Annotated in this window: 20 protein-coding genes; 10 read left to right on the plus strand and 10 right to left on the minus strand. The window is 72.0% G+C overall.

Features of this window, described 5'->3' with window-relative positions; translation table 11 throughout:
• Nucleotides 1–69 precede the first annotated feature (69 nt).
• Together pdxR and RGE_RS14990 are read left to right on the plus strand one after the other, a co-directional pair.
• Nucleotides 70–1,599, plus strand: a complete 1,530-nt coding sequence (gene pdxR, locus RGE_RS14985; protein ID WP_014429279.1) for a MocR-like pyridoxine biosynthesis transcription factor PdxR — start codon at nt 70–72, stop codon at nt 1,597–1,599.
• A gap of 137 nt (nt 1,600–1,736) precedes the next feature.
• On the plus strand, nt 1,737–3,302 hold the full coding sequence (locus tag RGE_RS14990) for a methyl-accepting chemotaxis protein (RefSeq protein WP_014429280.1): 1,566 nt from the start codon (nt 1,737–1,739) through the stop codon (nt 3,300–3,302).
• Nucleotides 3,303–3,344: 42 nt separating this feature from the next.
• Here RGE_RS14990 and RGE_RS23760 read toward each other — a convergent pair whose 3' ends face one another.
• Entirely contained in the window at nt 3,345–3,575 is a 231-nt protein-coding gene (locus RGE_RS23760) for a winged helix-turn-helix transcriptional regulator (protein ID WP_232504937.1), read from the minus strand.
• 151 nt (nt 3,576–3,726) lie between these two features.
• On the opposite strand from RGE_RS23760, the gene RGE_RS15000 reads away from it, so the two are divergent.
• Nucleotides 3,727–4,617: a hypothetical protein gene (locus RGE_RS15000; protein WP_014429282.1), complete on the plus strand. Its 891-nt coding sequence runs from the start codon at nt 3,727–3,729 to the stop codon at nt 4,615–4,617.
• 125 nt (nt 4,618–4,742) lie between these two features.
• Here RGE_RS15000 and RGE_RS15005 read toward each other — a convergent pair whose 3' ends face one another.
• Nucleotides 4,743–5,969: an aminotransferase class I/II-fold pyridoxal phosphate-dependent enzyme gene (locus tag RGE_RS15005; protein WP_014429283.1), complete on the minus strand. Its 1,227-nt coding sequence runs from the start codon at nt 5,967–5,969 to the stop codon at nt 4,743–4,745.
• Nucleotides 5,966–7,483, minus strand: a complete 1,518-nt coding sequence (locus RGE_RS15010; RefSeq protein ID WP_081528255.1) for an FAD-binding oxidoreductase — start codon at nt 7,481–7,483, stop codon at nt 5,966–5,968. Before RGE_RS15010 ends, RGE_RS15005 begins: the two co-directional genes overlap by 4 nt.
• Nucleotides 7,484–7,758: 275 nt before the next feature.
• On the opposite strand from RGE_RS15010, the gene RGE_RS15015 reads away from it, so the two are divergent.
• Genes RGE_RS15015 through RGE_RS23325 form a run of 5 tightly spaced genes read left to right on the plus strand, consistent with a single transcriptional unit; the run spans nt 7,759 to nt 11,899 of the window.
• Nucleotides 7,759–8,568 (plus strand): MetQ/NlpA family lipoprotein, encoded by an 810-nt coding sequence (locus tag RGE_RS15015; protein WP_014429286.1) that lies wholly within the window; start codon nt 7,759–7,761, stop codon nt 8,566–8,568.
• A gap of 12 nt (nt 8,569–8,580) precedes the next feature.
• Entirely contained in the window at nt 8,581–9,681 is a 1,101-nt protein-coding gene (locus RGE_RS15020; protein WP_014429287.1) for a methionine ABC transporter ATP-binding protein, read from the plus strand.
• Complete coding sequence (locus RGE_RS15025; RefSeq protein ID WP_014429288.1) at nt 9,662–10,318, plus strand: methionine ABC transporter permease; 657 nt, start codon at nt 9,662–9,664, stop codon at nt 10,316–10,318. The genes RGE_RS15020 and RGE_RS15025 overlap by 20 nt, the downstream gene beginning before the upstream one ends.
• Before the next feature lie 13 nt (nt 10,319–10,331).
• A complete protein-coding gene (locus tag RGE_RS15030; protein ID WP_043784159.1) occupies nt 10,332–11,294 on the plus strand; it encodes a class I SAM-dependent methyltransferase in 963 nt (320 codons plus the stop codon).
• Nucleotides 11,291–11,899: a dimethylsulfonioproprionate lyase family protein gene (locus tag RGE_RS23325; RefSeq protein WP_014429290.1), complete on the plus strand. Its 609-nt coding sequence runs from the start codon at nt 11,291–11,293 to the stop codon at nt 11,897–11,899. The genes RGE_RS15030 and RGE_RS23325 overlap by 4 nt, the downstream gene beginning before the upstream one ends.
• Nucleotides 11,900–11,935: 36 nt before the next feature.
• Here RGE_RS23325 and RGE_RS15040 read toward each other — a convergent pair whose 3' ends face one another.
• From RGE_RS15040 to RGE_RS15050, 3 genes are read right to left on the minus strand one after another with little or no spacing between them, the layout of a single operon-like run.
• The gene (locus RGE_RS15040; RefSeq protein ID WP_014429291.1) at nt 11,936–12,355 is read right to left on the minus strand and encodes an aconitase X swivel domain-containing protein; all 420 of its coding nucleotides are present in this window, start codon (nt 12,353–12,355) and stop codon (nt 11,936–11,938) included.
• The gene (locus tag RGE_RS15045) at nt 12,352–13,587 is read right to left on the minus strand and encodes an aconitase X (RefSeq protein WP_014429292.1); all 1,236 of its coding nucleotides are present in this window, start codon (nt 13,585–13,587) and stop codon (nt 12,352–12,354) included. The genes RGE_RS15040 and RGE_RS15045 overlap by 4 nt, the downstream gene beginning before the upstream one ends.
• A 2-nt stretch (nt 13,588–13,589) precedes the next feature.
• Entirely contained in the window at nt 13,590–14,576 is a 987-nt protein-coding gene (locus RGE_RS15050) for a Bug family tripartite tricarboxylate transporter substrate binding protein (RefSeq protein WP_014429293.1), read from the minus strand.
• A gap of 300 nt (nt 14,577–14,876) precedes the next feature.
• Here RGE_RS15050 and RGE_RS15055 point away from each other — a divergent pair, with 300 nt between their 5' ends.
• A complete protein-coding gene (locus RGE_RS15055) occupies nt 14,877–16,280 on the plus strand; it encodes an FAD/NAD(P)-binding protein (RefSeq protein ID WP_014429294.1) in 1,404 nt (467 codons plus the stop codon).
• Here RGE_RS15055 and guaA read toward each other — a convergent pair.
• From guaA to guaB, 3 genes are all read right to left on the minus strand, one after another.
• Entirely contained in the window at nt 16,243–17,847 is a 1,605-nt protein-coding gene (gene guaA, locus RGE_RS15060; RefSeq protein ID WP_014429295.1) for a glutamine-hydrolyzing GMP synthase, read from the minus strand. The two genes, RGE_RS15055 and guaA, sit on opposite strands and share 38 nt — an antisense overlap.
• A gap of 79 nt (nt 17,848–17,926) precedes the next feature.
• Nucleotides 17,927–19,195: an MFS transporter gene (locus tag RGE_RS15065; protein ID WP_409077215.1), complete on the minus strand. Its 1,269-nt coding sequence runs from the start codon at nt 19,193–19,195 to the stop codon at nt 17,927–17,929.
• The gene (gene guaB, locus RGE_RS15070) at nt 19,192–20,664 is read right to left on the minus strand and encodes an IMP dehydrogenase (RefSeq protein WP_014429297.1); all 1,473 of its coding nucleotides are present in this window, start codon (nt 20,662–20,664) and stop codon (nt 19,192–19,194) included. Before guaB ends, RGE_RS15065 begins: the two co-directional genes overlap by 4 nt.
• A 111-nt stretch (nt 20,665–20,775) precedes the next feature.
• Here guaB and RGE_RS15075 point away from each other — a divergent pair, with 111 nt between their 5' ends.
• A complete protein-coding gene (locus tag RGE_RS15075) occupies nt 20,776–21,270 on the plus strand; it encodes a DUF4124 domain-containing protein (protein WP_014429298.1) in 495 nt (164 codons plus the stop codon).
• A 7-nt stretch (nt 21,271–21,277) separates the two neighbouring features.
• Here RGE_RS15075 and RGE_RS15080 read toward each other — a convergent pair whose 3' ends face one another.
• On the minus strand, nt 21,278–21,550 hold the full coding sequence (locus RGE_RS15080) for an RnfH family protein (protein ID WP_014429299.1): 273 nt from the start codon (nt 21,548–21,550) through the stop codon (nt 21,278–21,280).
• Between the last annotated feature and the right edge of the window lie 9 nt (nt 21,551–21,559).

The following is a 21,559-nucleotide window of genomic DNA, read 5'->3' on the forward strand; positions in this document are numbered from 1 at the left end:
GGTGACGCCGTTTATAGTTTTGCAATGGCCGGATGAGCCCCGCCATTTTTTCAACACGCACCAGACCAATTGTTCAAACACGCCCAGCTCGAGTCGGTGAAAGCCTGGATCGGTGACCCGGCGCAGCGCGCGCTGCCGCTGCATGCACGGGTGCAGCGCGCGCTGCGCCAGCTGATCCTCGACGGCGTGCTCGACGTCGGCCGGCCGCTGCCGGCGTCGCGTGCACTGGCGCGCTCGCTGGGCGTGTCGCGCGACACCGTCGAATCGGCCTACGCGCAGCTGCATGCCGAAGGCTTCATCGAGCGGCGCGTCGGCAGCGGCAGCTTCGTCTCCGAACGCGCCCGCCGCCTGCCGGGGCGCGGCCAGCCGCGGCCCGCGCCTGCGGCCGCGGCGCCGGCGCTGCGCCTGAGCCGGCGCGGCCACGCGATGTTCGACGGCGGCGGCGTGCACGACTTCCCGGCGCCGCGCCCGTTCGCGCCCGGCGTGCCCGATACGCGCGGCTTCCCGCTGCAGACCTGGGAGCGGCTGGAGCGCCAGGTGCTGAAGGAACACGGCGCCCGCGCGCTGCTGCACAGCCCGCCGCAGGGCGTGGAAGCGCTGCGGCGCGCCATCGCCGACTACGTCAACCTCGAACGCGGCGCACGCGCCAGCGCCGAGCGCGTGCTGGTGCTGACCAGCTCGCAGCAGGCCCTGGCCTTGTGCGCCCAGGTGCTGCTCGACGCCGGCGACCCGGTCTTCATCGAGGACCCGGCCTATCACGGCGCACGCAAGGCCTTCGACGCCGCCGGGCTGGCCTGCGTGCCGGTGCCGGTGGACGCCGACGGCCTGTGCGTCGAGCGGCTCGTCGCCGCGCCCTGCCCGCCCGGCGGCGCGGCGCCGGCCGTGTTCCTGACGCCGTCGCACCAGTTCCCCACCGGGGCGACGCTGGCGCTGGACCGGCGCCTGGCGGTCATCGAATGGGCGCGGCAGCGGCAAGGCTGGATCATCGAAGACGACTACGACAGCGAGTTCCACTACGCCGGCAAACCCACGGCCTGCGTGCAAGGCCTGGACGCGCACGAGCGCACGATCTACATCGGCACCTTCACCAAGTCGCTGTTCCCGGGCCTGCGCATCGCCTACATGGTGCTGCCGCCGCCGCTGGTGGCGCCGATGACCGTGGCGCGCACGCTGATGGACGGCCACAGCGCGCCGATCCCGCAGCTGACGCTGGCGCGTTTCATCGAAGGCGGCCACTACGGCGCCCACGTGCGCACGATGCGCGCCGTCTACGCCGAACGGCGCGACGCGCTGGCGCGGCTGCTGCGCGAGCATCTGGCCGACCTCGTCGAAGCGCGTGTGCCGGCCGGCGGCCTGCAGATGCCCTGCGTCTTCGTGCGCGACATCCCCGAACGCGAAGCCGTGGCCGCGGCGCGCCGCGCCGGCATCGACGTTCTGGGGCTGACGGCGCTGCACGCGTCGGGCCGGCACGAGGCCGGTTTCCTGATGGGTTATGCGGCCCACGCCCCGCACGAGATGGAAGCGGCGGTGCGCACGCTGGCCGAGGTGTTGCGGCCGCTGTGCCAGCGCCCCGGCGCAGCGAGCGCGGCCGGTTCGTGAACGATGCCCGCCCGGCCGGCGAAAGCAGCTTGCCCATCGGGTTTGAGCACGCGCCGATCGTGTGATACGCACGGGCCGGACGATCAAGCGGACTGCGGATCGGCCGAAGAAACCGACGCCATCCGGAGGAGTAATAGATGAGCGTCCTGAATCGGTTCAGCATTTCCCAACGGCTTTACGCGGTCTCGGGGGCTCTGATCCTCGCGTTGGCGAGCCTGACGGTTTCCAGCTGGGTGCAGCTCGGGCAGGTGTCGGCCCTGGCCAAGGACGCCGGCGCGGTGAAGATGCGGCAGCTCGAACGCATCGCCAGCACCGAGCTGAGCGTGACCCAGGTGATGGCCGCGATCCGCCATGCGCTGCTGGTGAACACGCCCGCCGAGGTCGAGGCGGCCGCCAAGGAGATCGCCGAGAAGCGCGAGCAGATCACGCGCAACGACAACGCCTTCCTGGCCGACATCCCGACCGAGGAAGGCAAGCAGGCCTTCAAGCAGGTCTGGCTGGCGATGCAGGACCGCACCTGGCCGGTCGCACAGGCCAACATGGAGCTGGTGAACAAGGGACAGAAGGACGCGGCCTTCGAGATGCTGCTGAAGAAGACCGTGCCGACCTTCGCCGACATGCAGCGCTGGCTGAGCGAGGAACGCGCGCGCCAGAGCACGCTGCTGTCCGACGAAGTCTCGCTGGTCGAGCACAAGGCCGACGCGACGCGGCTGCAGTTCATCGTGCTGGTGGCGCTGATCACCGTCGGCCTGGTCGTCTTCTCGTGGAGCATCGCGCGCCGCCTGAAGACGCGCGTGGCCGCCGCCCGCGAAGTCGTCGAACGTGTCAGCGCCGGCGACTTCACGGTGCCGGTGAACGACGACGTGCGCGACGAGCTGTCGCCGCTGCTGCAGACCATGTCGCAGATGCAGGACTCGCTGGCCAAGGTGGTGCACAGCGTGCGCCAGAACGCCGACAGCGTGGCCACGGCCAGCGTGCAGATCGCGCAGGGCAACCAGGACCTGAGCCAGCGCACCGAGCAGCAGGCCAGCGCGCTGCAGCAGACCGCGGCGACGATGGAAGAGCTCGGCGGCACGGTGCGCAACACCGAAGGCAACGCCAAGCAGGCCAACCAGCTCGCCCAGGGCGCGGCCGACCTGGCCGGCCGCGGCGGCGAGGTCGTCACTCAGGTCGTCAGCACGATGCAGGGCATCAACGGCTCCAGCCGCAAGATCGGCGACATCATCGGCGTCATCGACGGCATCGCCTTCCAGACCAACATCCTGGCGCTCAACGCCGCCGTCGAGGCGGCGCGTGCCGGCGAACAGGGCCGCGGCTTCGCCGTGGTGGCCGGCGAGGTGCGCACGCTGGCCCAGCGCAGCGCCGAGGCGGCGCGCGAGATCAAGGCGCTGATCACCCGCAACGTCGAACAGGTGGAGCAAGGCAGCGCGCTGGTCGACAAGGCGGGCCAGACGATGGAAGACATCGTCGCGTCGGTGCGCCGCGTCAGCGACATCGTCTCGGAGATCACCGCGGCGACCGTCGAGCAGAGCAGCGGCGTGCAGCAGGTCAGCGGCGCGGTCGGCCAGATGGACCAGGCGACGCAGCAGAACGCCGCGCTGGTCGAAGAGAGCGCCGCCGCTGCCGAGAGCCTGAAGATGAAGGCCCAGCAGCTGGTCGAGGCGGTCTCGGTGTTCAGGCTGTCGGCGGGGACGATCGCCTGAGGCCCGCGGCCGGCGCCGCGTTCGGCGCCCGTCGGCGCGGCGTCACTCGCCCGCGGCGAGCGTCTGGCCGTGGGTCCGCATCCAGCCGGCCAGGGACTCCAGCGTCGGCCGCAGCGAGCTGCCCAGGGGGGTAATCTGGTACTCCACGCGCGGAGGCACTTCCGCGTAGACGCGACGCTGCTGCTGGCGATCCGTTGCGACGCCGGCAGCAGCGGCGCCCAGAGAGCTGCGGGTCGATGGTGGGTTGACGGGGTTGTAGGGCCGGTGGTTCACGAACAGCTTCGTCGTCCGTCGGCTGGGAAAGCGCGCGTCGCGTGGGGCAAGGGGCAAGCCGGGGGCGCGTCGAGGGCTAGGGGTTGGCGCGGTGGCGCGCTGCCTTCTTACTGCAGGCCGCGGGGCCTTGCGCCTGCACGGAAGGAACACGATGCCGCACACGTTCTCGTTTCGACTGGCGTGTCTCGTTGCTGCGGCGGCGATCGTGCCGACCGCAGTCAACGCCGAAACAGCCGTCGTCTGGTCGTCGTCGAACCCCGCGCTCGTCACCAACGCATTCGCGATCAGCCAGGTCGTCGATGGTGTCGAGGTAACGGCACGCGGCTACGTAGCGGAGTACGACGACACCGACCCGTCGAAGTCGACGATCATCGGGCCGTTCTCGACTTCGTTCGCGGACAACCACCAGATCTTCGGCCCCCGCACCGCGAGTGCCGGCGACAACGACTCCTACGGCTTGGGGCTGTTCGTCGCGCCGACGCCGGGCGTCGCGCCGACCGGCGTCGACTACGGCGGCTCGACGTACATCGCGGGCTTCGACAGCGGGCTCTGTTGCAGCGAGGCCTACCTCGGCGACAACCCCGACGTGCCCGGACCGCCGCGCCACCAGAAGACCGACTTCACGCTGATCTCGTTCAGCCAGCCCGTCGATGTCGCGCGGTTCAACACCGCGACCGCGAACGCGTGGTGGGCAGCAGGATGGACCGCGGCTCCCGACCTCTCGGGCGGGTTGCTGGCGGCACTTTCAAACGCCAGCGTCGTCCAGGGCAAGGGCACGCAGACCGATCCCTTCACGCACGAGCTCGCCGGCTTCGACGCGGTGAGCTGGCTCGCGATCGGTTATGCGCCGCGAGTCCCCGGCTACGAGGCGCTCGGCCCGTACTCGCCGGGCGACTTCTTCCTCTACAGCGTGACGATGTCGCCGGTGCCCGAAGCCGCGAGCGCGATCCTCGAAACGATCGGGCTGGCCTTCGTCGCCGCGGCGGTGCGGCGACGCTCATTGCCGACGGGCGGGCGTCGAGCGCTTGTGGTCCTTCGCTGACTCAGGCCGGCGACAAGCGATCGCTTCCTAAAGTCGACCTCGGCGCGGTGACTGTCGCTCTTGGGTCGACAGCGGCCCGAGGCGGGGGCAGATGACGGACCAGCGCCTCCTCCCTGCACCTCACCTCAACCTGACGCTTTCAGCCGGGACACCGCCAACGCGATCCGGTCCAAGGCCTTCACCAGCGACGCCTCATCCGCCGCGAACGACAGCCGGAAAAACGGCGACAGCCCGAACGCCGAGCCCGGCATCGTCGCCACGCCGGCTTCTTCGAGCAGGTACTCGGTGAAGTCGACGTCCGACGCGATCAGGCCGCCGTCGGGGCGCACGGTGCCGATCAGCCCGGCGCAGCCGGCGAAGGCGAAGAAGGCGCCGGCCGGCGCGGCCAGGCTGAGGCCGGGGATCGCGCGCAGCCGCTGGGTCACGATCTCGCGCCGGGCGGCGTAGGCGGCCAGGGCCTGCACGACGAAGTCCTGCGGCCCGGTCAGCGCCGCCAGCGCACCGGCCTGGGCGACGGTCGACACGCCGGCCGTGAACTGCGACTGCACCACCGTCATCGCGCGGATCAGCGGGCGCGGGCCGGTGGCGTAACCCAGCCGCCAGCCGGTCATCGCGTAGGTCTTGGACACGCCGCTCACCAGCAGCACACGCTCGTACAGGTCGGGCGCGACCTGCAGCAGGTGCGGCGGCGGCCGGCCGTAGCGGATCTGCTCGTAGACCTCGTCCAGCAGCACCAGCACGCCGGGGTGGCGGCGCAGCACCGCGGCCAGCGCCGCCCAGTCCTCTGCGCCGTAGTCGGCGCCGGTCGGGTTGCAGGGCGCGTTGAGCACCAGCCAGCGGGTCGCCGGGCCGAGCGCGGCGTCCAGGTCGGCCGGGGCCAGGCGGAAGCCGCGGGCTTCGGCACAGGGCACGAAGACCGGCGTGCCGCCGGCATAACGCACCGCGTCGGGGAACGAGGGCCAGTACGGCGCCGGGATCACGACCTCGTCGCCGGCCTCGACGGTGGCGGCGAAGGCGTTGGCGATCAGCTGCTTGGCGCCGTTGCCGACGAGCACCTGCGCCGGCTCGACCGCCAGGCCGGTGTCGCGCGCGACCTTGGCCGCGACCGCCGCACGCAGCGCGGCGACGCCTTCGGTCGGCGGATAGCGCGTGTCGCCGCGCGCCAGCACCTGCTCGGCCGCGGCGCGCACGTGTGCCGGGGTGTCGAAGTCGGGCTCGCCTATCGTCAGGTTGACGATGTCGCGCCCGGCCTCGCGCAAAGCCTTGGCGCGTGCGCTGGCCACCGCGTTGGGTGACATACGCACGCGGGCGACACGCGCCGAAGGGCGGAACTCGCTGGCCGGTGCGCTCATCGCGCCAACACCTTGCCGGGGTTGAGCAGCCCGTGCGGGTCCAGCGCGGCCTTGATGCGGCGCATCAGCGCCAGCTCCAGCGCCGGCTTGTACTCGTGCAGCACGCCGGCCTTGAGCTGGCCCACGCCGTGTTCGGCGCAGATCGAGCCGCCGCGCTCGGCGACGGCGCGCTGCACCAGCGCACGCACCGCCGTCTCGTGCGTCTGCCAGTACTCGGGGCCGGTGCCCAGCGGCCGGGCGACGTGCACGTGCAGGTTGCCGTCGCCGGCGTGGCCGTGCACGAAGAGGCGGATGCCCGGGAAGGCCGCGGCCAGCGCGGCCCCGGTCTCGGCGACGAAGTCGGGGATGCGCGAGATCGGCAGCGAGACGTCGTGCTTGGCGTTCCAGCCGTCGCGCCGCTGCGCCTCACCCAGGCCGTGCTCGCGGATGCGCCAGAAAGCCTGGCGCTGGGCGAGGCTCTCGGCCACCACGGCATCGTCGACGAGGCCGTCGTCGACCGCGGCGACGATCACCTCGGCCAGGCGATCGCGGGCCTCGGCTTCGCGGCCTTCGTCGGCGGTCTCGATCAGCACGTGCCAGACGTCGTCGTGCTCGTCGGCCGGGAACGGCAGGCGGTATTCGGGCGCGTGCGTGGCCACCAACTGCCAGATCGTCGGCGACATGATCTCGAAGCCGGTCAGCGACGCACCGAAACCCTGGCGCGCGCGGCGCAGCAGCGCGATCACGCCGGCGATGCCGCGCACGCGCAGGATGGCGGTCTGCAGCACCGCCGGCAGCGGGAACAGCTTCAGCGTCGCCGCGGTGATGATGCCCAGCGTGCCTTCGCTGCCGATGTAGAGGTCGCGCAGGTCGTAGCCGGCGTTGTCCTTGCGCAGGCCGCGCAGGCCGTCCCAGACCTCGCCTTCGGCGGTGACGACCTCGATGCCCAGCGTCAGCGCACGCGTGTTGCCGAAGCGCAGCACCTGGGTGCCGCCGGCGTTGGTGGCCAGGTTGCCGCCCACCGTGCAGCTGCCGCCCGAAGGCAGGCTGAGTGGGAACAGCCGGCCCTCGCGTTGCGCCGCCTCGCGCGCCGCGTCCAGCAGCACGCCGGCTTCGAGGGTCAGCGTGTCGTTGTCGAGGTCGATGGCGCGGATGCGGTCCAGCCGGGCCAGCGACAGCACGACGGCCTCGCCGCTGGCGTCGGGCGTCGCGCCGCCGGCCAGGCCGGTGTTGCCGCCCTGCGGCACGATGGGCACGCGGTGCCGGTGCAGCAGGCGCACGACGGCCGCCACCTCGGCGGTGCTGCCCGGTCGCACGACGGCGCGGGCACGGCCGCGGTACTGCTGCAGCATGTCCACCAGCGCCGCCGGGGCCGCGTCGCCCGGCACGGCGTGGGCGGCGCCGACGATGGCCCTCAGGTCCGCCAGCAGCGGGTCGCCTTCATGTTCGGCTGGGGGTGTCTCGCCCCGGGCCGCCGGGTTTGTGTCGGTATTCGCGACGCGGATCGCCTGGTCTTCGGAATCGGTAGCGGACATGGGATGGGGGATGCACAAAGCCCGGCAAGCGTAGCGACGGCGCGCCGTTTCCCGGCTCCGGCGCTTCGCAGGATTTCGAACTTCGATATCGGGAAGCCTTCGTTGGACGGAGCCGGCACACCCGGCCCAATGGCCGTCCGGTTCATCTCGGAGCAAGGTTTCGGCGTCCCGTCTCGACTTGGCACTGTCGTCGCCCCCGCACCGGGATCGGACCGTCCGGCCCGGAAGCCCGCCGCATCTTCCGCCGCCGTGTTCCAGCTGCGGAGGATGAGCGAATGATCATGTTGAAGACCTTGGGTCGGGTTCTGGCGGTTGCGGCGTTGCTCGTGGCCGGTGGCGTGCAGGCGGCGGAGCCGGTGCATCTGAAAGTGGGCATCCGCGGCGGCATCGGCGAAGACCTGTGGGCCGTGGCCGCCAAGGTCGGCGAGCGCTACGGCCTGAAGATCGAACCGGTGGTGTTCGGCGGCACGCTGAGCCCCAACGAGGCGCTGAACACCGGCGAGATCAACGCCAACGCCTTCCAGCACGTGCCCTTCTTCCGCGACCAGATCAAGCAGCGCGGCTACAAGCTGGCCGTCGTCGGCAACACCTACCTGTCGCCGGTGGCCTTCTATTCGAAGAAGTACAAGTCGCTGAAGGAGCTGCCGGCGGGCGCCAAGGTCGGCGTGCCCGACGACCCCAGCAACGAGAGCCGCGCGCTGATCATCCTGCGCGACGAGGGCCTGATCACGCTGCGCGACGGCCTCGACACCTACAACGAGATCGTCGGCCTCAAGGACATCAAGAGCAACCCGCGCAAGCTGGAGATCGTCGAGGCCAAGTCGGTCGTGCTGGCGCGCGCCTACCAGGACCTGGACGCCGCCGCGGTGATCTCCTCCTTCGGCTCGCAGGTCGGGCTGAACGCCGCACGCGACGGCATCGCACAGGAACGTTTCGAGCGCAACCCGAACGTCAACATCATCGTCGTGCGCGAGCAGGACAAGAACGCGCCCTGGGTGCAGCCGCTGGTGAAGTCCTTCCAGTCGCCCGAGGTGCGCAGCTACATCGAGACCCACCTCAAGGGCGTGCTGATCCCGGTGTTCTGAGCGGGGGCCAGGATGCTGCAACCCCTTGTCCCGGCGGCGCCGGCCGCCGCCCTGCCGCCGCACGCCGACGCGCCGCCGGCCGAGCCGCACCTGCGCTTCGAGCGCATCGAGAAGACCTACGCCGGCGGCGTGCGCGCGCTGCGCGGCGTCTCGTTCGAGGTCCGCCGCGGCAGCGTCTTCGGCGTCATCGGCCGCTCGGGCGCCGGCAAGTCGACGCTGCTGCGCGCGATCAACATGCTCGAGCGGCCCAGCGCCGGCACGGTGCGCATCGACGGCATCGACGTCGGCGCCCTGCCCGAGGCCGAGCTGCTGCGCCTGCGCCGGCGCATCGGCATGATCTTCCAGCACTTCAACCTGCTCGCGGCCAAGACGGTGCGCGACAACGTCGGCCTGCCGCTGAAGGTGGCCGGCGTCGGCGCGGCCGAGCTGCGGCGCCGCGTCGACGCGCTGCTGGAGCTGGTGGGCCTGGCCGACAAGGCCGAGGTCTACCCGGCCAAGCTCTCGGGCGGCCAGAAGCAGCGCGTGGGCATCGCGCGCGCCCTGGTGCACGAGCCCGAGATCCTGCTCTGCGACGAGGCCACCTCGGCGCTGGACCCCGAGACCACGCACGCCATCCTCGGCCTGCTGCAGGACATCAAGGCCAAGCTCGGCCTGACCGTGGTGCTGATCACGCACGACATGGCGGTGATCCGCGCGGTCTGCGACGAGGTGCTGGTGCTCGACGGCGGCGACATCGTCGAGCAGGGGCCGGTGTGGAAGGTCTTCGGCGACCCGCGCGCCGCGGCCACGCGAGCGCTGCTGTCACCGCTGCGCCATGGGCTGCCCGAGGACATCGCCGTGCGGCTGCAGCCCGAGCCGCCGCCACGCGGCGGCCGTGCCGTGCTGGCGCTGCGCTTCACCGGCCAGAGCCACGCCGACGGCGTCTCGCTGCCGGCGCTGCTGGCGCTGGCGCCCGAGGCCCGGCTGCTGCAGGGCAACATCGACCGCATCCAGGGCCATGCCCAGGGCGACCTGATCGTCGCGGTGCCGGTGGCGGCGATGCGCAGCGCGGTCGACGCGCGGCTGTCGCCCGATTCGTTCAAGGTGCTGGGTTATGTCGCAGACGATGTTTGACCGTTATGTCGCCGCCTTCTTCCAGACGCTGACGATGGTCGGCGTCTCGGTGGCGATCTCGATCGCCGTCGGGCTGGTGCTGGCGCTGGTGCTGGTGGCCACCGGGCCTGGCGGGCTATACCCGCGGCCGCGCTTCAACCGCACGCTGTCGGTCGTCGTGAACGTGTTCCGCGCGATCCCGTTCATCATCCTGCTGGTGGCGCTGCTGCCGTTCACGCGCTTCATCGTCGGCACGACGCTGGGCACCTGGGCGGCCATCGTGCCGCTGAGCATCCATCTCGTCGCGTTCTACACGCGCATCGCCCAGGTCAGCCTGAACGAGGTCGACCCCGGCCTCGTCGAGGCGGCACGCGCGATGGGTTTCCAGCGTCTGCAGATCGTGCGCCACGTGCTGCTGCCCGAGGCCCTGCCGGGCATCGTCGGCGGCATGACGGTGTGCGTCATCGCGATGATCAACTCGTCGGCGATGGCCGGCGCCGTCGGGGCCGGCGGCCTGGGCGACCTGGCGATCCGCTACGGCTACGAGCGCTACGAGACCGAGGTCCTGTTCCACATCATCGTCATCCTCGTCGTGCTCGTGAGCACCGTGCAGTTCGGCGGCGAATGGCTGTCCCGGCGGGTCGACCACCGCCGCTGATCCGGAGAACCCCATGACTTCCCCCACCGTGGCCATCGACGCCGCGCGCTACCTCGGCGTCGAACGCACGCAGCGCGTGAAGGACGAACTGGCGATCGTCGTCACGCCCAAGAGCTTCCCGCCCTATCTGGACGACCTCGCCGCCGACTGGGTGTCCAGCGTCGCCGTGCCCGCCTTCCGGCTGCTCGCGCAGCGCCGCGGGCCGGTGACCGGCTTCGCCTCGATCGGCACCGGCACCGGGCTGGACGCGCTCGGCGGCATCGAGGTCTTCGCGCCGCAACTCGTCGGCATCACCGACGTCGACGACGAGATCGTCGACTCGGCGCGCGCCAACATCCTGGCCAACCTGCGCGACGCCGGCGCCCTGCGCCTGCTCGCCGGCACCGGCGACCTGCTGTCGCCGCTGGCGGCGGCAGCGCCGCGTTTCGACGTCATCTACGAGAACCTGCCGAACGTGCCGAGCAACGGCAGCGCGGCGCTGGCCGGCGAGCGCGCCAGTTCCAGCTTCTTCGGCCCGCGCGCCGAAGCCGTGCCGCAAGCGGTGCAGTCGGCGCTGCTGACGCTGCACTACCTGGCGCTGCGGCAGGCGCACGAGTTCCTGGTGCCCGGCGGCGTCGTGCTGTCGATGCTGGGCGCACGCGTGGCGCTGCGCCATTTCCTCGAGATGTCGGCCGCGGCGGGCTACGAAGCGTCCTTCCTCAGCTACGGCTGGAAGCTGCAGGCCGAGGCGGTCGAGATCCTGAGCGGCCACGCCGAGTGGCAGCGACGCGGCCTGGGGCCGTTCCGCTTCTACCGCCTGGAGCCGCTGCAGGCGGCCTTCGCCGGCCTGCCGCCCGAGCAGGCAGCCCGGCAGGCGCTGGAGATCGAGGCCGGCCTGCTGCCGCACGCGCTGGACGCCGAGGCCGCGCTGGCGCTGCACCGCCAGGGCGTGACGATCGGCCACACCTACGCGGTGCTGCACTCCCGGCGGCCATGACGGCGCCCAACCCGCTCGCCGGGCTGCTGACGCTGATGCGCGAGCACTTCGCCGCCGGCGCGCGCAGCGGCAACGGCGAGGTGGCGGCGCTGAGCGCACAGGTGCTGCGCGAGCTGCCCGCCACCACAGCGCCGCTGGACCGGCCGCTGCCGGGCAGCCGCCACGCGCTGCTCGCCCAGGTGCCCGAGGCCGCACGCGCGGCCGGCGCGGCCTGGGAAGCGGCGCTGCTGCCGGTGGCGGCGCAGCTGCCCTGGCGCTACTCGTACGCCGCGCGCCGCGACGCCCCGGGGCTGGAGGACCGCATGGCCTGGGCCGAACTCGTCGGCCCCGCAGCGCCGATCCACAGCGATCGCGTCGGCTTCGGGCTCACCTTCCTGACGCGCGAGACCTTCTATCCGCCGCACCGCCATCCGGCGGTGGAGCTGTACGCGGTGGTCAGCGGCACCTCGCAATGGACGCTGGAGGGCCGCACACGGCTGTGCCAGGCGGGCGACTTCGTGCTCCACCCGGCCGACGCCGTGCACGCGATGCGCTCGCTCGGCACGCCGCTGCTGGCGATCTACTCCTGGACCGGCGACATCGTGTCGCCGACGGCCTACGTCTGAGGCCGGCACCCGCGCAGCGGGCGCCGGCCGCCGCCTTCAGCCCGGCGCTGCCAGCACTTCCAGCGTGCGCCGCGCCGGGTCCAGCCGCAGCGTCGCGCCGTGGGCCACCGCGGCGGTGACGTCGACGTCAAAGCCGGCCAGCAGCGTCACGCCGCCGAAGGCCGCGCCCTGGGCGAGGATCGGGTTCACCGTGTTCAGCACGATGGCACGCGGCACGACGCCGCGGCTTTGCATCTCGTGCAGCATCCAGGCGGTGGCAACGCCGCCCTTGGCGGTGTCCAGCACCAGGATGCGGTCGACGTAGGACTGGCCGGCCAGCGCGTGCGTCGGGCGCGAGAACACGCCGGCGATGCGGTCCAGGTCGTAGCGGGCCGAGAAGCCGTCGTGCGCCACCAGCGCCAGGCCTTCGACCACGCGCCCCAGCGCGTGCCGGGCGGTGAGGATGACGGCGCTCATGCCACCACCCCGGTCTCCGCCGCCTCGACGCAGGCCGCCATCGAGCGCAGCACCGGCGCATAGCCGTAGCCGCCGAGGATGTTGACCAGCTTGGCGCTGTTGGTCACCAGCCGCCGCCAGCCGCGCGCCAGGGCGATCTCGCGTGCATACGACTGGTAGAAGCACATGCCCGACAGCACGCTGCCGCCGGCGCCTTCGATCGCCGCGGTGAAGCCCAGCCGGTCGGACTCGGGCTTGACCTGCGGGCTGGTCACCGCCAGCAGCGGGCGCACGAAACGCCGGCCCTCGCACAGACCGGCCAGCGTGCGCAGCTCGAACAGGCTGAGCTGCGGTGCCGAGAAGACGACGACGTCGACGCCGCCGTCGCCGGCCCAGCTGCGGCGCAGCGCCCGCACCTCGTCCAGACCGAAACGCGCCGCCAGCGGCAGCCGCTCGCCGCCGACGTCGGCCAGCCGGCCGGCTTCGGGCGTCACGCCGACGAGGTGGAACAAGGCCGTCGAGCCGAAGCTGGCCATCGCCGCGGCGAAGTGCTTCAGCTCGTCGGAGCTCGGCGGCCGCTCCAGGCCTTCGAGCACCGGCACCTGCCAGTAGTGGCCGGCGTGGCGGCCGACGAGCGCGCCCAGCGCGCCCCAGTCGTCCAGCGTCGCCGGCGTCCAGTCGGTGCGCAGGCGCAGCGTGGCCTGGCGCTGGGCGTCCAGGTGGAAGCCGTAGCGCGGCGTGCGCCCGGTCAGCGCCGCGGCGATGGCCGACGGCCCGCCCTCGAAGTTGGAGCGAGCGCCGCAGACCGAGTTGGAGAACGACACGACGCCGGTGTCGCCGAAGGCGACGTGCTCGCCGCGTGTCGGCGCAGCGATGGTCTGGTAGTGGATGCAGGTGTCGGTCATCGTCACGCCCAGGCGGCGGAAGGCGGCGATCGCGCGCCGCTCCAGCGCCAGCATCCACTCGGCCTGGCCCAGCTCGGCGGCGCGCGCGAAGTCGGTGCCGCGCGGGTCGGTGATCGTCGGCACCCGCACCTGCGGCGGCGCGTGCGGGCCGGCCGAGAGCTGCTCCAGCCAGGCGACGCCGGCTTCGCCCAGGCTCTCGGTGTCGGCCATCACGTGGGCCTGGGTCACCGGCACGAAATCGGCGGCGCCGAAGAAGTCGCCGACGGCGATCTGGTGCTCGATGGCGCGGCGCACGGCCTCGCCGGCGGCGCCGGCGAGCAGCGCCTGTTCCTCGTCGTTCAGGCGCATCGTCAGTCCAGCGTCACGCCGGCGCCCTGCACCGCACGCGCCCATTTGCCGATCTCGGCCTTCTGGTAGGCCGCCAGCGCGGCCGGGCCTTCGGGCGCCGGGTGCACGCCCAGGTTGCCCAGCGCCTGGGCGAACTCGGGGCTGCGCGCGATGCGCTCGACCTCCTGCGCCAGCCGCGCGGCGACCTCGGCCGGCAGCCGCGCCGGCGCGAACACCGCCCACCAGGCGGTGGTCTCGAAACCGGGGTAGCCGGACTCGGCGACGGTCGGCACGCCCGGCAGCACGGCGGCACGCTGGCGGCTGCTGACCGCCAGTGCGCGCAGCTTGCCGGCGGCGATGTGCGGCAGCACCGACTGCACCGGGTCGAACATCAGCGGGATCTGGCCGCCCAGCAGGTCGGTCACCGCCGGGGCGCTGCCCTTGTACGGCACGTGCGTCAGCTTGAGCCCGGCGGCGCTCTCGAACAACGCGCCGGTCAGGTGGCCCGGCGTGCCGTTGCCGGCCGAGCCATAGGGTAACTTCTCCGGCGCGGCCTTGGCCTGGGCGACGAGCTCGGCCAGCGTGCGCACCGACGACGACGCCGGCACGACGATGGCCACCGGCGCGTTGGCGACCAGCCCGATCGGCGTGAAGTCGCGCACCGGGTCGTAAGGTAGCTGGCGGTACAGGCTGGGGTTGATCGCGTGCGTGCCGACGGTGGCGACGATCAGCGTGTAGCCGTCGGCCGGCGACTTGGCGACGGCATCGGCGGCCACCGAGCCGCCGGCGCCGCCGCGGTTCTCGACGACGACGCTCTGGCCCAGCGCGTCGCCGAGCTGGCGCGCCAGCGGCCGCGCGACGATGTCGGTCGGCCCGCCGGGCGGGAACGGCACGACGAGGCGCAAGGGGTGGGAGGGATAGCGCTCGGCGAAGGCGGCCAGCGGGGCGGCGAGCGCGGCGCCGGCCGCCGCGGCGAGCAGCCGGCGGCGGTGGTGATCGGGACGGGGCATCTTGTTGTCGGACGGCGGAGTCGGGGAGCACGCCGGCACGGCATGCCGACGCCGGCCCAGTCTGCCGAGCACCGCCTATCGGCGTTGCGCCGCTTGCGCATGTCGATCCACGGGCGGCGGATAAGGCCCGCCCCGCCGCGACGATCGCCAGCCCAGGCCGCCGCATGCCGCTCGCCGGGCGCACGCAGCGCAATCCGCAGGAGCTTATGCGCAGCGCTTCGTTGCAGGGCGCGGGCGCAACGCGGCAGCATCGCTCGCGTTATGAGCTTATTCCCAGCAGGAATTTCGAATTCCGGCCCTTTGCGTGTCGGCGTCGTCGGGGCCGGCTTCAGCGGCACCGCGGTGGCGGTCCACCTGCTCGCCGGGCTGCCCGCCGGCAGCCGGGTGGACCTGTTCGAGCGTGACGCCCGCTGCGGGCGCGGCCTGGCCTACGGCACCAGCTGCCCCAGCCACTGGCTGAACGTGCCCGCCGGCGGGCTGGCGCTCGATCCACAGCAGCCCGAGGGCTTCGTTCTGTGGCTGCAGCAGCGTTTCCCGGGCTTCGCGGGCGGCGACTTCGTGCCGCGCATGCTGCTGGGCCAGTACCTGGCCGACGAACTGGCGGCGGCGGAGGCCGCCGGCCGCAGCCGGGGCGTCTCGCTGCAGCGCCACCGCTGCGAGGTGCTGGACCTCGAGCGCGACGACGAGGGCTACCGTGTCTGCGGCCCCGGCGCACCGGCCACCACGCTCGACCGGCTGGTGCTGGCCACCGGCCACCTGCCGCCGCGGCCTCCGGTCTGGCCCGGCGCTGACTGGCAGCAGCCGGGTTTCGTCGCCGACCCCGGCGCCGCCGGCTGGCTGGACACGGTCGAACGCGAGGCCGAGCTGCTGGTGCTGGGCAGCGGGCTCAGCGCCGTCGACGTGGTGCTCGCGCTGCAGGACCGCGGACACCGCGGCGCGATCACGCTGCTGTCACGCCGCGGCCAGTGGCCGCAGGCCCACCGTGACCTCGCCGACCGGCCCGACCCCGGTGCGTCGCCCGCCCCGCTGCCCGACTGGAGCGGGCTGAACCGCGTGCGGCCGATGATGCGCACGCTGCGCCAGGCCGCCGCCGAGGCCGCCGCGCGCGGCTGCGACTGGCGCGACGTCATGGCCCGTCTGCGGCCCGAGATCCCGGCCGCCTGGCAGCGACTGGGTGAACGCGAGCGCCGCCAGTTCCTGCGCCACGTGCAGCCCTGGTGGGACAGCCATCGGCACCGCGTCGCGCCCGGCATCGCCGCCCGCCTGGCGGCCCTGCGCGCCAGCGGCCTGCTGCACAGCGCCGCGGGCCGGCTGCGCCAGACCGAGCACCGCGCCGACGGCCGCATCGAGCTGCTCTGGGACGCACGCGGCGGCGGCCCGGCCCGCATGACCGTCGACCGGGTGATCAACTGCACCGGCACCTCGACCGATCTCCGCGGCGGCGGCTCGCCGCTGCTCGCCCGCTTGCACGCCAAAGGCTGGCTGCAGGCCGATCCGCTGGGGCTGGGTCTGCAGATCGACGCCGACCTGTCGGTGCCCGGCCAAGCGGGCCTGTTCTACATCGGCCCGATGCTCAAGGCGCGCGACTGGGAGGCGATCGCGATTCCGGAGCTGCGCGTGCACGCCCTGCGGCTCGCCGGCGCACTGGCCGGCGCAGTGCCCGCCGTCACTCCCACTCGATCGTCGCCGGCGGCTTGCTGCTGACGTCGTAGGTGACGCGGTTGATGCCGCGGACCTCGTTGATGATCCGGCCGGAGACCTTCTTCAGCAGCGCGTACGGCAGCTCGGCCCAGTCGGCGGTCATGAAGTCGCTGGTCTGCACGGCGCGCAGCGCGACGACGTAGTCGTAGGTGCGGCCGTCGCCCATCACGCCGACGCTCTTGACCGGCAGGAAGACGGTGAAGGCCTGGCTGGTCAGGTCGTACCAGGTCTTGCCGCTGGCTTCGTCGCGGAAGTTGCGCAGCTCCTCGATGAAGATCGCGTCGGCGCGGCGCAGCAGGTCGGCGTATTCCTTCTTCACCTCGCCCAGGATGCGCACGCCCAGGCCCGGGCCCGGGAACGGATGGCGGTAGACCATCTCGTGCGGCAGGCCCAGCGCCACGCCCAGCTCGCGCACCTCGTCCTTGAACAGGTCGCGCAGCGGCTCCAGCAGCTTCAGGCCCAGCTGCTCGGGCAGGCCGCCGACGTTGTGGTGGCTCTTGATCGTCGTCGCCTTCTTCGTCTTGGCGCCGCCCGACTCGATGACGTCGGGGTAGATCGTGCCCTGGGCGAGGAAGCTCGCGCCCTTGTGGCCGCCGGTGCCGGCCTTGAGCTTGGCGGCCTCGGCCTTGAAGACGTCGACGAACAGGCGGCCGATGATCTTGCGCTTGGCCTCGGGGTCGGCCACGCCGGCCAGCTCACGCAGGAACAGCTCGCTGGCGTCGACGCGGATCACGCGTGCGTGCAGCTTGCCGGCGAACATGTCCATCACCATGTCGCCTTCGTTCAGGCGCAGTAGGCCATGGTCGACGAAGACGCAGGTCAGCTGCTCGCCGATGGCGCGGTGGATCAGCGCCGCGGCGACGCTGGAATCGACGCCGCCGGACAGGCCGAGGATGACTTCCTCGTCGCCGACCTGTTCGCGGATGCGGGCGACCGCCTCCTCGACGTGGTCGCGCATCACCCAGTCGGGCCGGGCGCCGGCGATCTGCAGCACGAAACGTTCGAGCAGCGCGCGGCCCTGCACGGTGTGCGTGACCTCGGGGTGGAACTGCACGGCGTAGTAGCCGCGTGCCTCGTCGGCCATGCCGGCGATCGGGCAGCTCGGCGTGCTGGCCATCAGCTTGAAGCCCGGCGGCAGCGCGGTGACCTTGTCGCCGTGGCTCATCCAGACCTTCAGCATGCCGTGGCCTTCTGCCGTGGCGAAGTCCTGGATGCCGGCCAGCAGCTTGGTGTGGCCGTGGGCGCGAACCTCGGCATAGCCGAACTCGCGCGTCTTGCCGCCTTCGACCGCGCCGCCCAGCTGCGCGGCCATGGTCTGCATGCCGTAGCAGATGCCCAGCACCGGCACGCCCAGGTCCCACACCGCCTGCGGCGCGCGCAGGTCCTCGGCCTCGTAGGTGCTGGCGTGGCTGCCCGACAGGATGATCGCCTTGGGCGCGAACTCGCGCACGAAGGCATCGCTGACGTCGTTGGGGTGGATCTCGCAGTAGACGTGCGCCTCGCGCACGCGACGCGCGATCAGCTGGGTGACCTGCGAACCGAAGTCGAGGATGAGGATCTTGTCGTGCATCGTCGGGCTCTGAAGCGAAGAAGGCCCGCCGCGCGCACCGCGTCTTGCATGACGTGGCGGCGAGGCAGGCGGGAGTCGGTCACGCGGCTTTGGCGGCCAGCCGCGCTCGGCGTTGTTTGCGGAAATGGGCGATCGCGAAGGCCAGCGCCAGGGCCTGCAGCGCCGCCGAGAAGAACATCGGCGTGCCGATGCGCCAGTCGCCGTGCGGCAGGTGCGACACCAGCCCCAGCAGCGGCGCGGCCAGCGTCGGCGCGACGACGGCCATCAGGCTGTTGAGCGAACTCACCGAGCCCATCGTCTGACCTTGGTTGTCGTGGTGCGCGGCACCCGAGACCAGGCCCTGAAGCGACGCGGTGATCGTGTTGCCCAGGATGTTGGCGGCGATCACGACGTACATCATCCAGCCCTCGGTGACGAGACCGAAGGCGACGAAGGACAGCGTCGACGACAGCAGCCCCATCACCGCCAGCCGCTTGGCACCGTAGTGCTTCAGCAGCCGGCCCAGCAGCCCGCCCTGCACGATCGCCGACACCAGGCCGATCGCGAACAGCGACCAGCCGTTCTGCGACGGGCCCCAGCCGAACTTGAAGGTCGTGTAGAGCACCCAGGTCGTGTACAGCGAGAACTGGGCGAGCGCAGCGCAGCCGAGCACGGCGACGAGCGCGCCGACACCCTTCAGCTGGGCCAGCTCCTTCAGCGCCGAGAACGGGTTGGCGCGTTTCCAGTCGAAGGCGCGGCGGCGCTCCAGCGGCAGCGACTCGGGCAGCACGAAGTAGCCGTAGGCCAGGTTCAGCAGCGCCAGCGTGCCGGCGACGAAGAACGGCAGGTGCGGGTCGATGCCGCCGAGGATGCCGCCGATCACCGGCCCGAGGATGAAGCCGATGCCGAACATCGCGCCCAGCATGCCGAAGCGCTTGGCGCGCTCCTGCGGCGGCGTGATGTCGGCGACGTAGGCGTTGGCGACCGCGGCGTTGGCCTGCATCGCGCCGCCGACGATGCGCGAGGCCACGAGCATCCACACCGAGGTGGACAGCGCGGTCATGAAGAAGTTGAACGCCAGGCCGCAGAAGCCCAGCAGCAGCACCGGGCGACGGCCGTAGCGGTCGGACAGCGCGCCCAGGACCGGCGCGCCGAAGAAACACGCCACCGCGTACGAGAACGCGACGACGCCGTACCAGTAGGTCTGCTCGGCCGGGCTGGTGGTGAAGACACCGACCAGCGCCGGCAGCACCGGCGAGATGACGCCCACCGCCAGCATGTCGATGAGCACGACCAGCATGATGAAACGCATCGCTGCCGGCCGGCCGCCGGGATGCACCGGCGCGGGGGACGTCTCCAAGCCGCTCACTCCATGCGGTAGTTCGGCGCTTCCTTCGTGATCTGCACGTCGTGCACGTGGCTCTCACGAATGCCGGCGGCGGTGATCTGGACGAACTCGGCCTTGCTGCGCATGTCTTCGATCGTCGCGCAGCCGCAGTAGCCCATCGACGCGCGCAGGCCACCGGCCATCTGGTAGACGATGGACAGCATCGAACCCTTGTACGGCACGCGGCCCTCGATGCCCTCGGGCACGAGCTTGTCGGCGTTGGGGTTCGCGGACTCGTCGTTCTCCTGGAAGTAGCGGTCGGCGGAACCCGCCTTCATCGCCCCGATCGAGCCCATGCCGCGGTAGCTCTTGTAGCTGCGGCCCTGGTAGAGGATGACCTCGCCCGGCGCTTCCTCGGTGCCGGCGAACATGCCGCCCATCATCACGGTGCTGGCGCCGGCGGCGATGGCCTTGGCGATGTCGCCCGAGTAGCGGATGCCGCCGTCGGCGATCAGCGGCACGCCGCTGCCGCGCAGCGCGGTGGCGACGTTGTCGATCGCGGTGATCTGCGGCACGCCGACGCCGGCGATGATGCGCGTCGTGCAGATCGAGCCCGGGCCGATGCCGACCTTGACGGCGTCGGCGCCGGCTTCGACCAGCGCGGTAGCCGCGGCGCCGGTGGCGATGTTGCCGCCGATGACGTCGACCTGCGGGAAGTTCTTCTTCACCCAGCGCACGCGTTCGATGACGCCGGCGCTGTGGCCGTGCGCGGTGTCGACGACGAGCACGTCGACGCCGGCCTTGACCAGCAGCTCGACACGTTCCTCGGTGCCCTCGCCGACGCCGACCGCGGCGCCGACACGCAGCTTGCCGTGGCTGTCACGCGCGGCGTTCGGGAAGTCGGTCTGCTTGGTGATGTCCTTCACCGTGATCAGGCCGCGCAGCTCGAAGGCTTCGTTGACGACCAGCACGCGCTCGAGCTTGTGGCGGTGCATCAGCTCCTTGGCTTCGTCCAGCGAGGCTTCCTCGCCGACCGAGATCAGGCGCTCGCGCGGCGTCATCACCTCGCGCACCGGGGCGTCCAGGCGGGCTTCGAAACGCAGGTCGCGGTTGGTGACGATGCCGACGACCTTCGGGCCTTCGAGCACCGGGAAACCGGAGAAGCCGTGCAGGCGCGACAGCTCGCGCACCTCGCGCACCGTCGTCTCGGGCGTCACCGTGATCGGGTCGCGCAGCACGCCCGACTCGTAGCGCTTGACGCGCGCCACTTCCGCCGCCTGCTGGCGCGGCGTGAAGTTCTTGTGGACGATGCCGATCCCGCCCTCCTGCGCGATGGCGATCGCCAGGCGCGATTCGGTCACCGTGTCCATCGCTGCCGAAACGAGCGGCAGGTTCAGGCTGATGTTGCGGGAGAGACGGGTCTTGAGGCTGGTGTCGCGGGGCAACACCTGGGAGTACGCCGGCACCAACAACACGTCGTCGAAGGTGAGCGCTTTGCCGAGTAGGCGCATGCTGAGGAAAGCTCCAGACGCAAAAGCGGATTATAGGGAAGAGTCGACAGCCGCCGCAGCGCGGTCGGTTTTGTCAAAAACGGCCGCAGCGCGCAGCACTACACTGATCCGATGCACATGCCATGCCTGTCGCCGCTGCGCCCGCTCGCCGTCGCCGCCTGCCTGCTGGCCCTCGTCGGCACGGCCCAGGCGCAATGGATCTGGCGCGACCGAAACGGCCAGATCACGGCCAGCGACCTGCCGCCGCCGCGCGAGGTCGCCGACAAGGACATCCTGCAGCGCCCGTCGAACGCGCGCCGCGTGCCGCCACCGCCCGCCGCCGCGGCCAGCGCCGCCTCGGCGCCGGCCAAGACCGAGCCCGAACTCGAGCAGCGCCGGCGCGCCGCCGAGCAGGAACAGCAGTCCAAGGCCAAGGCCGAGCAGGAGCGCGTCGCGCAGCAGCGTGCCGACAACTGCCGCCGGGCGCGTTCGCAGCTCGCCGGGCTGCAGAGCGGCCAGCGCATCGCGCGGCTCAACGAGAAGGGCGAACGCGAGATCCTCGACGACAAGGGCCGCGCCGAGGAATCGCGGCGCGCCGAGGGCATCATCGCCTCGGACTGCGACTGAACGCGCTTCAGCGCCCGCCGCGGTAGCGCTGGCGGCGCGCTTCCTTCGGGTCGACGGTCAGCGGCCGGTACAGCTCGACACGGTCGCCGTCGCGCAGCACGGTCTGCGGCGGCTGCACCCGGCCCCAGATGCCGGCGTCCAGCGCCTCGGCCGCCAGGCCGTGGCGTTCGGCCAGGCCGCTGGCGCGCAGCGCGTCGGCCAGCGTCGCGCCCTCGGCGAGTTCCAGCTCGATGCGCTCGCAGGCGTGCGGCGCCGGGCAGTAGACGAGTTCGACGCGCATCAGGAACCG

Origin of the sequence: Rubrivivax gelatinosus IL144 (assembly GCF_000284255.1) — a bacterium.
Lineage (GTDB): Bacteria > Pseudomonadota > Gammaproteobacteria > Burkholderiales > Burkholderiaceae_C > Rubrivivax > Rubrivivax gelatinosus_A.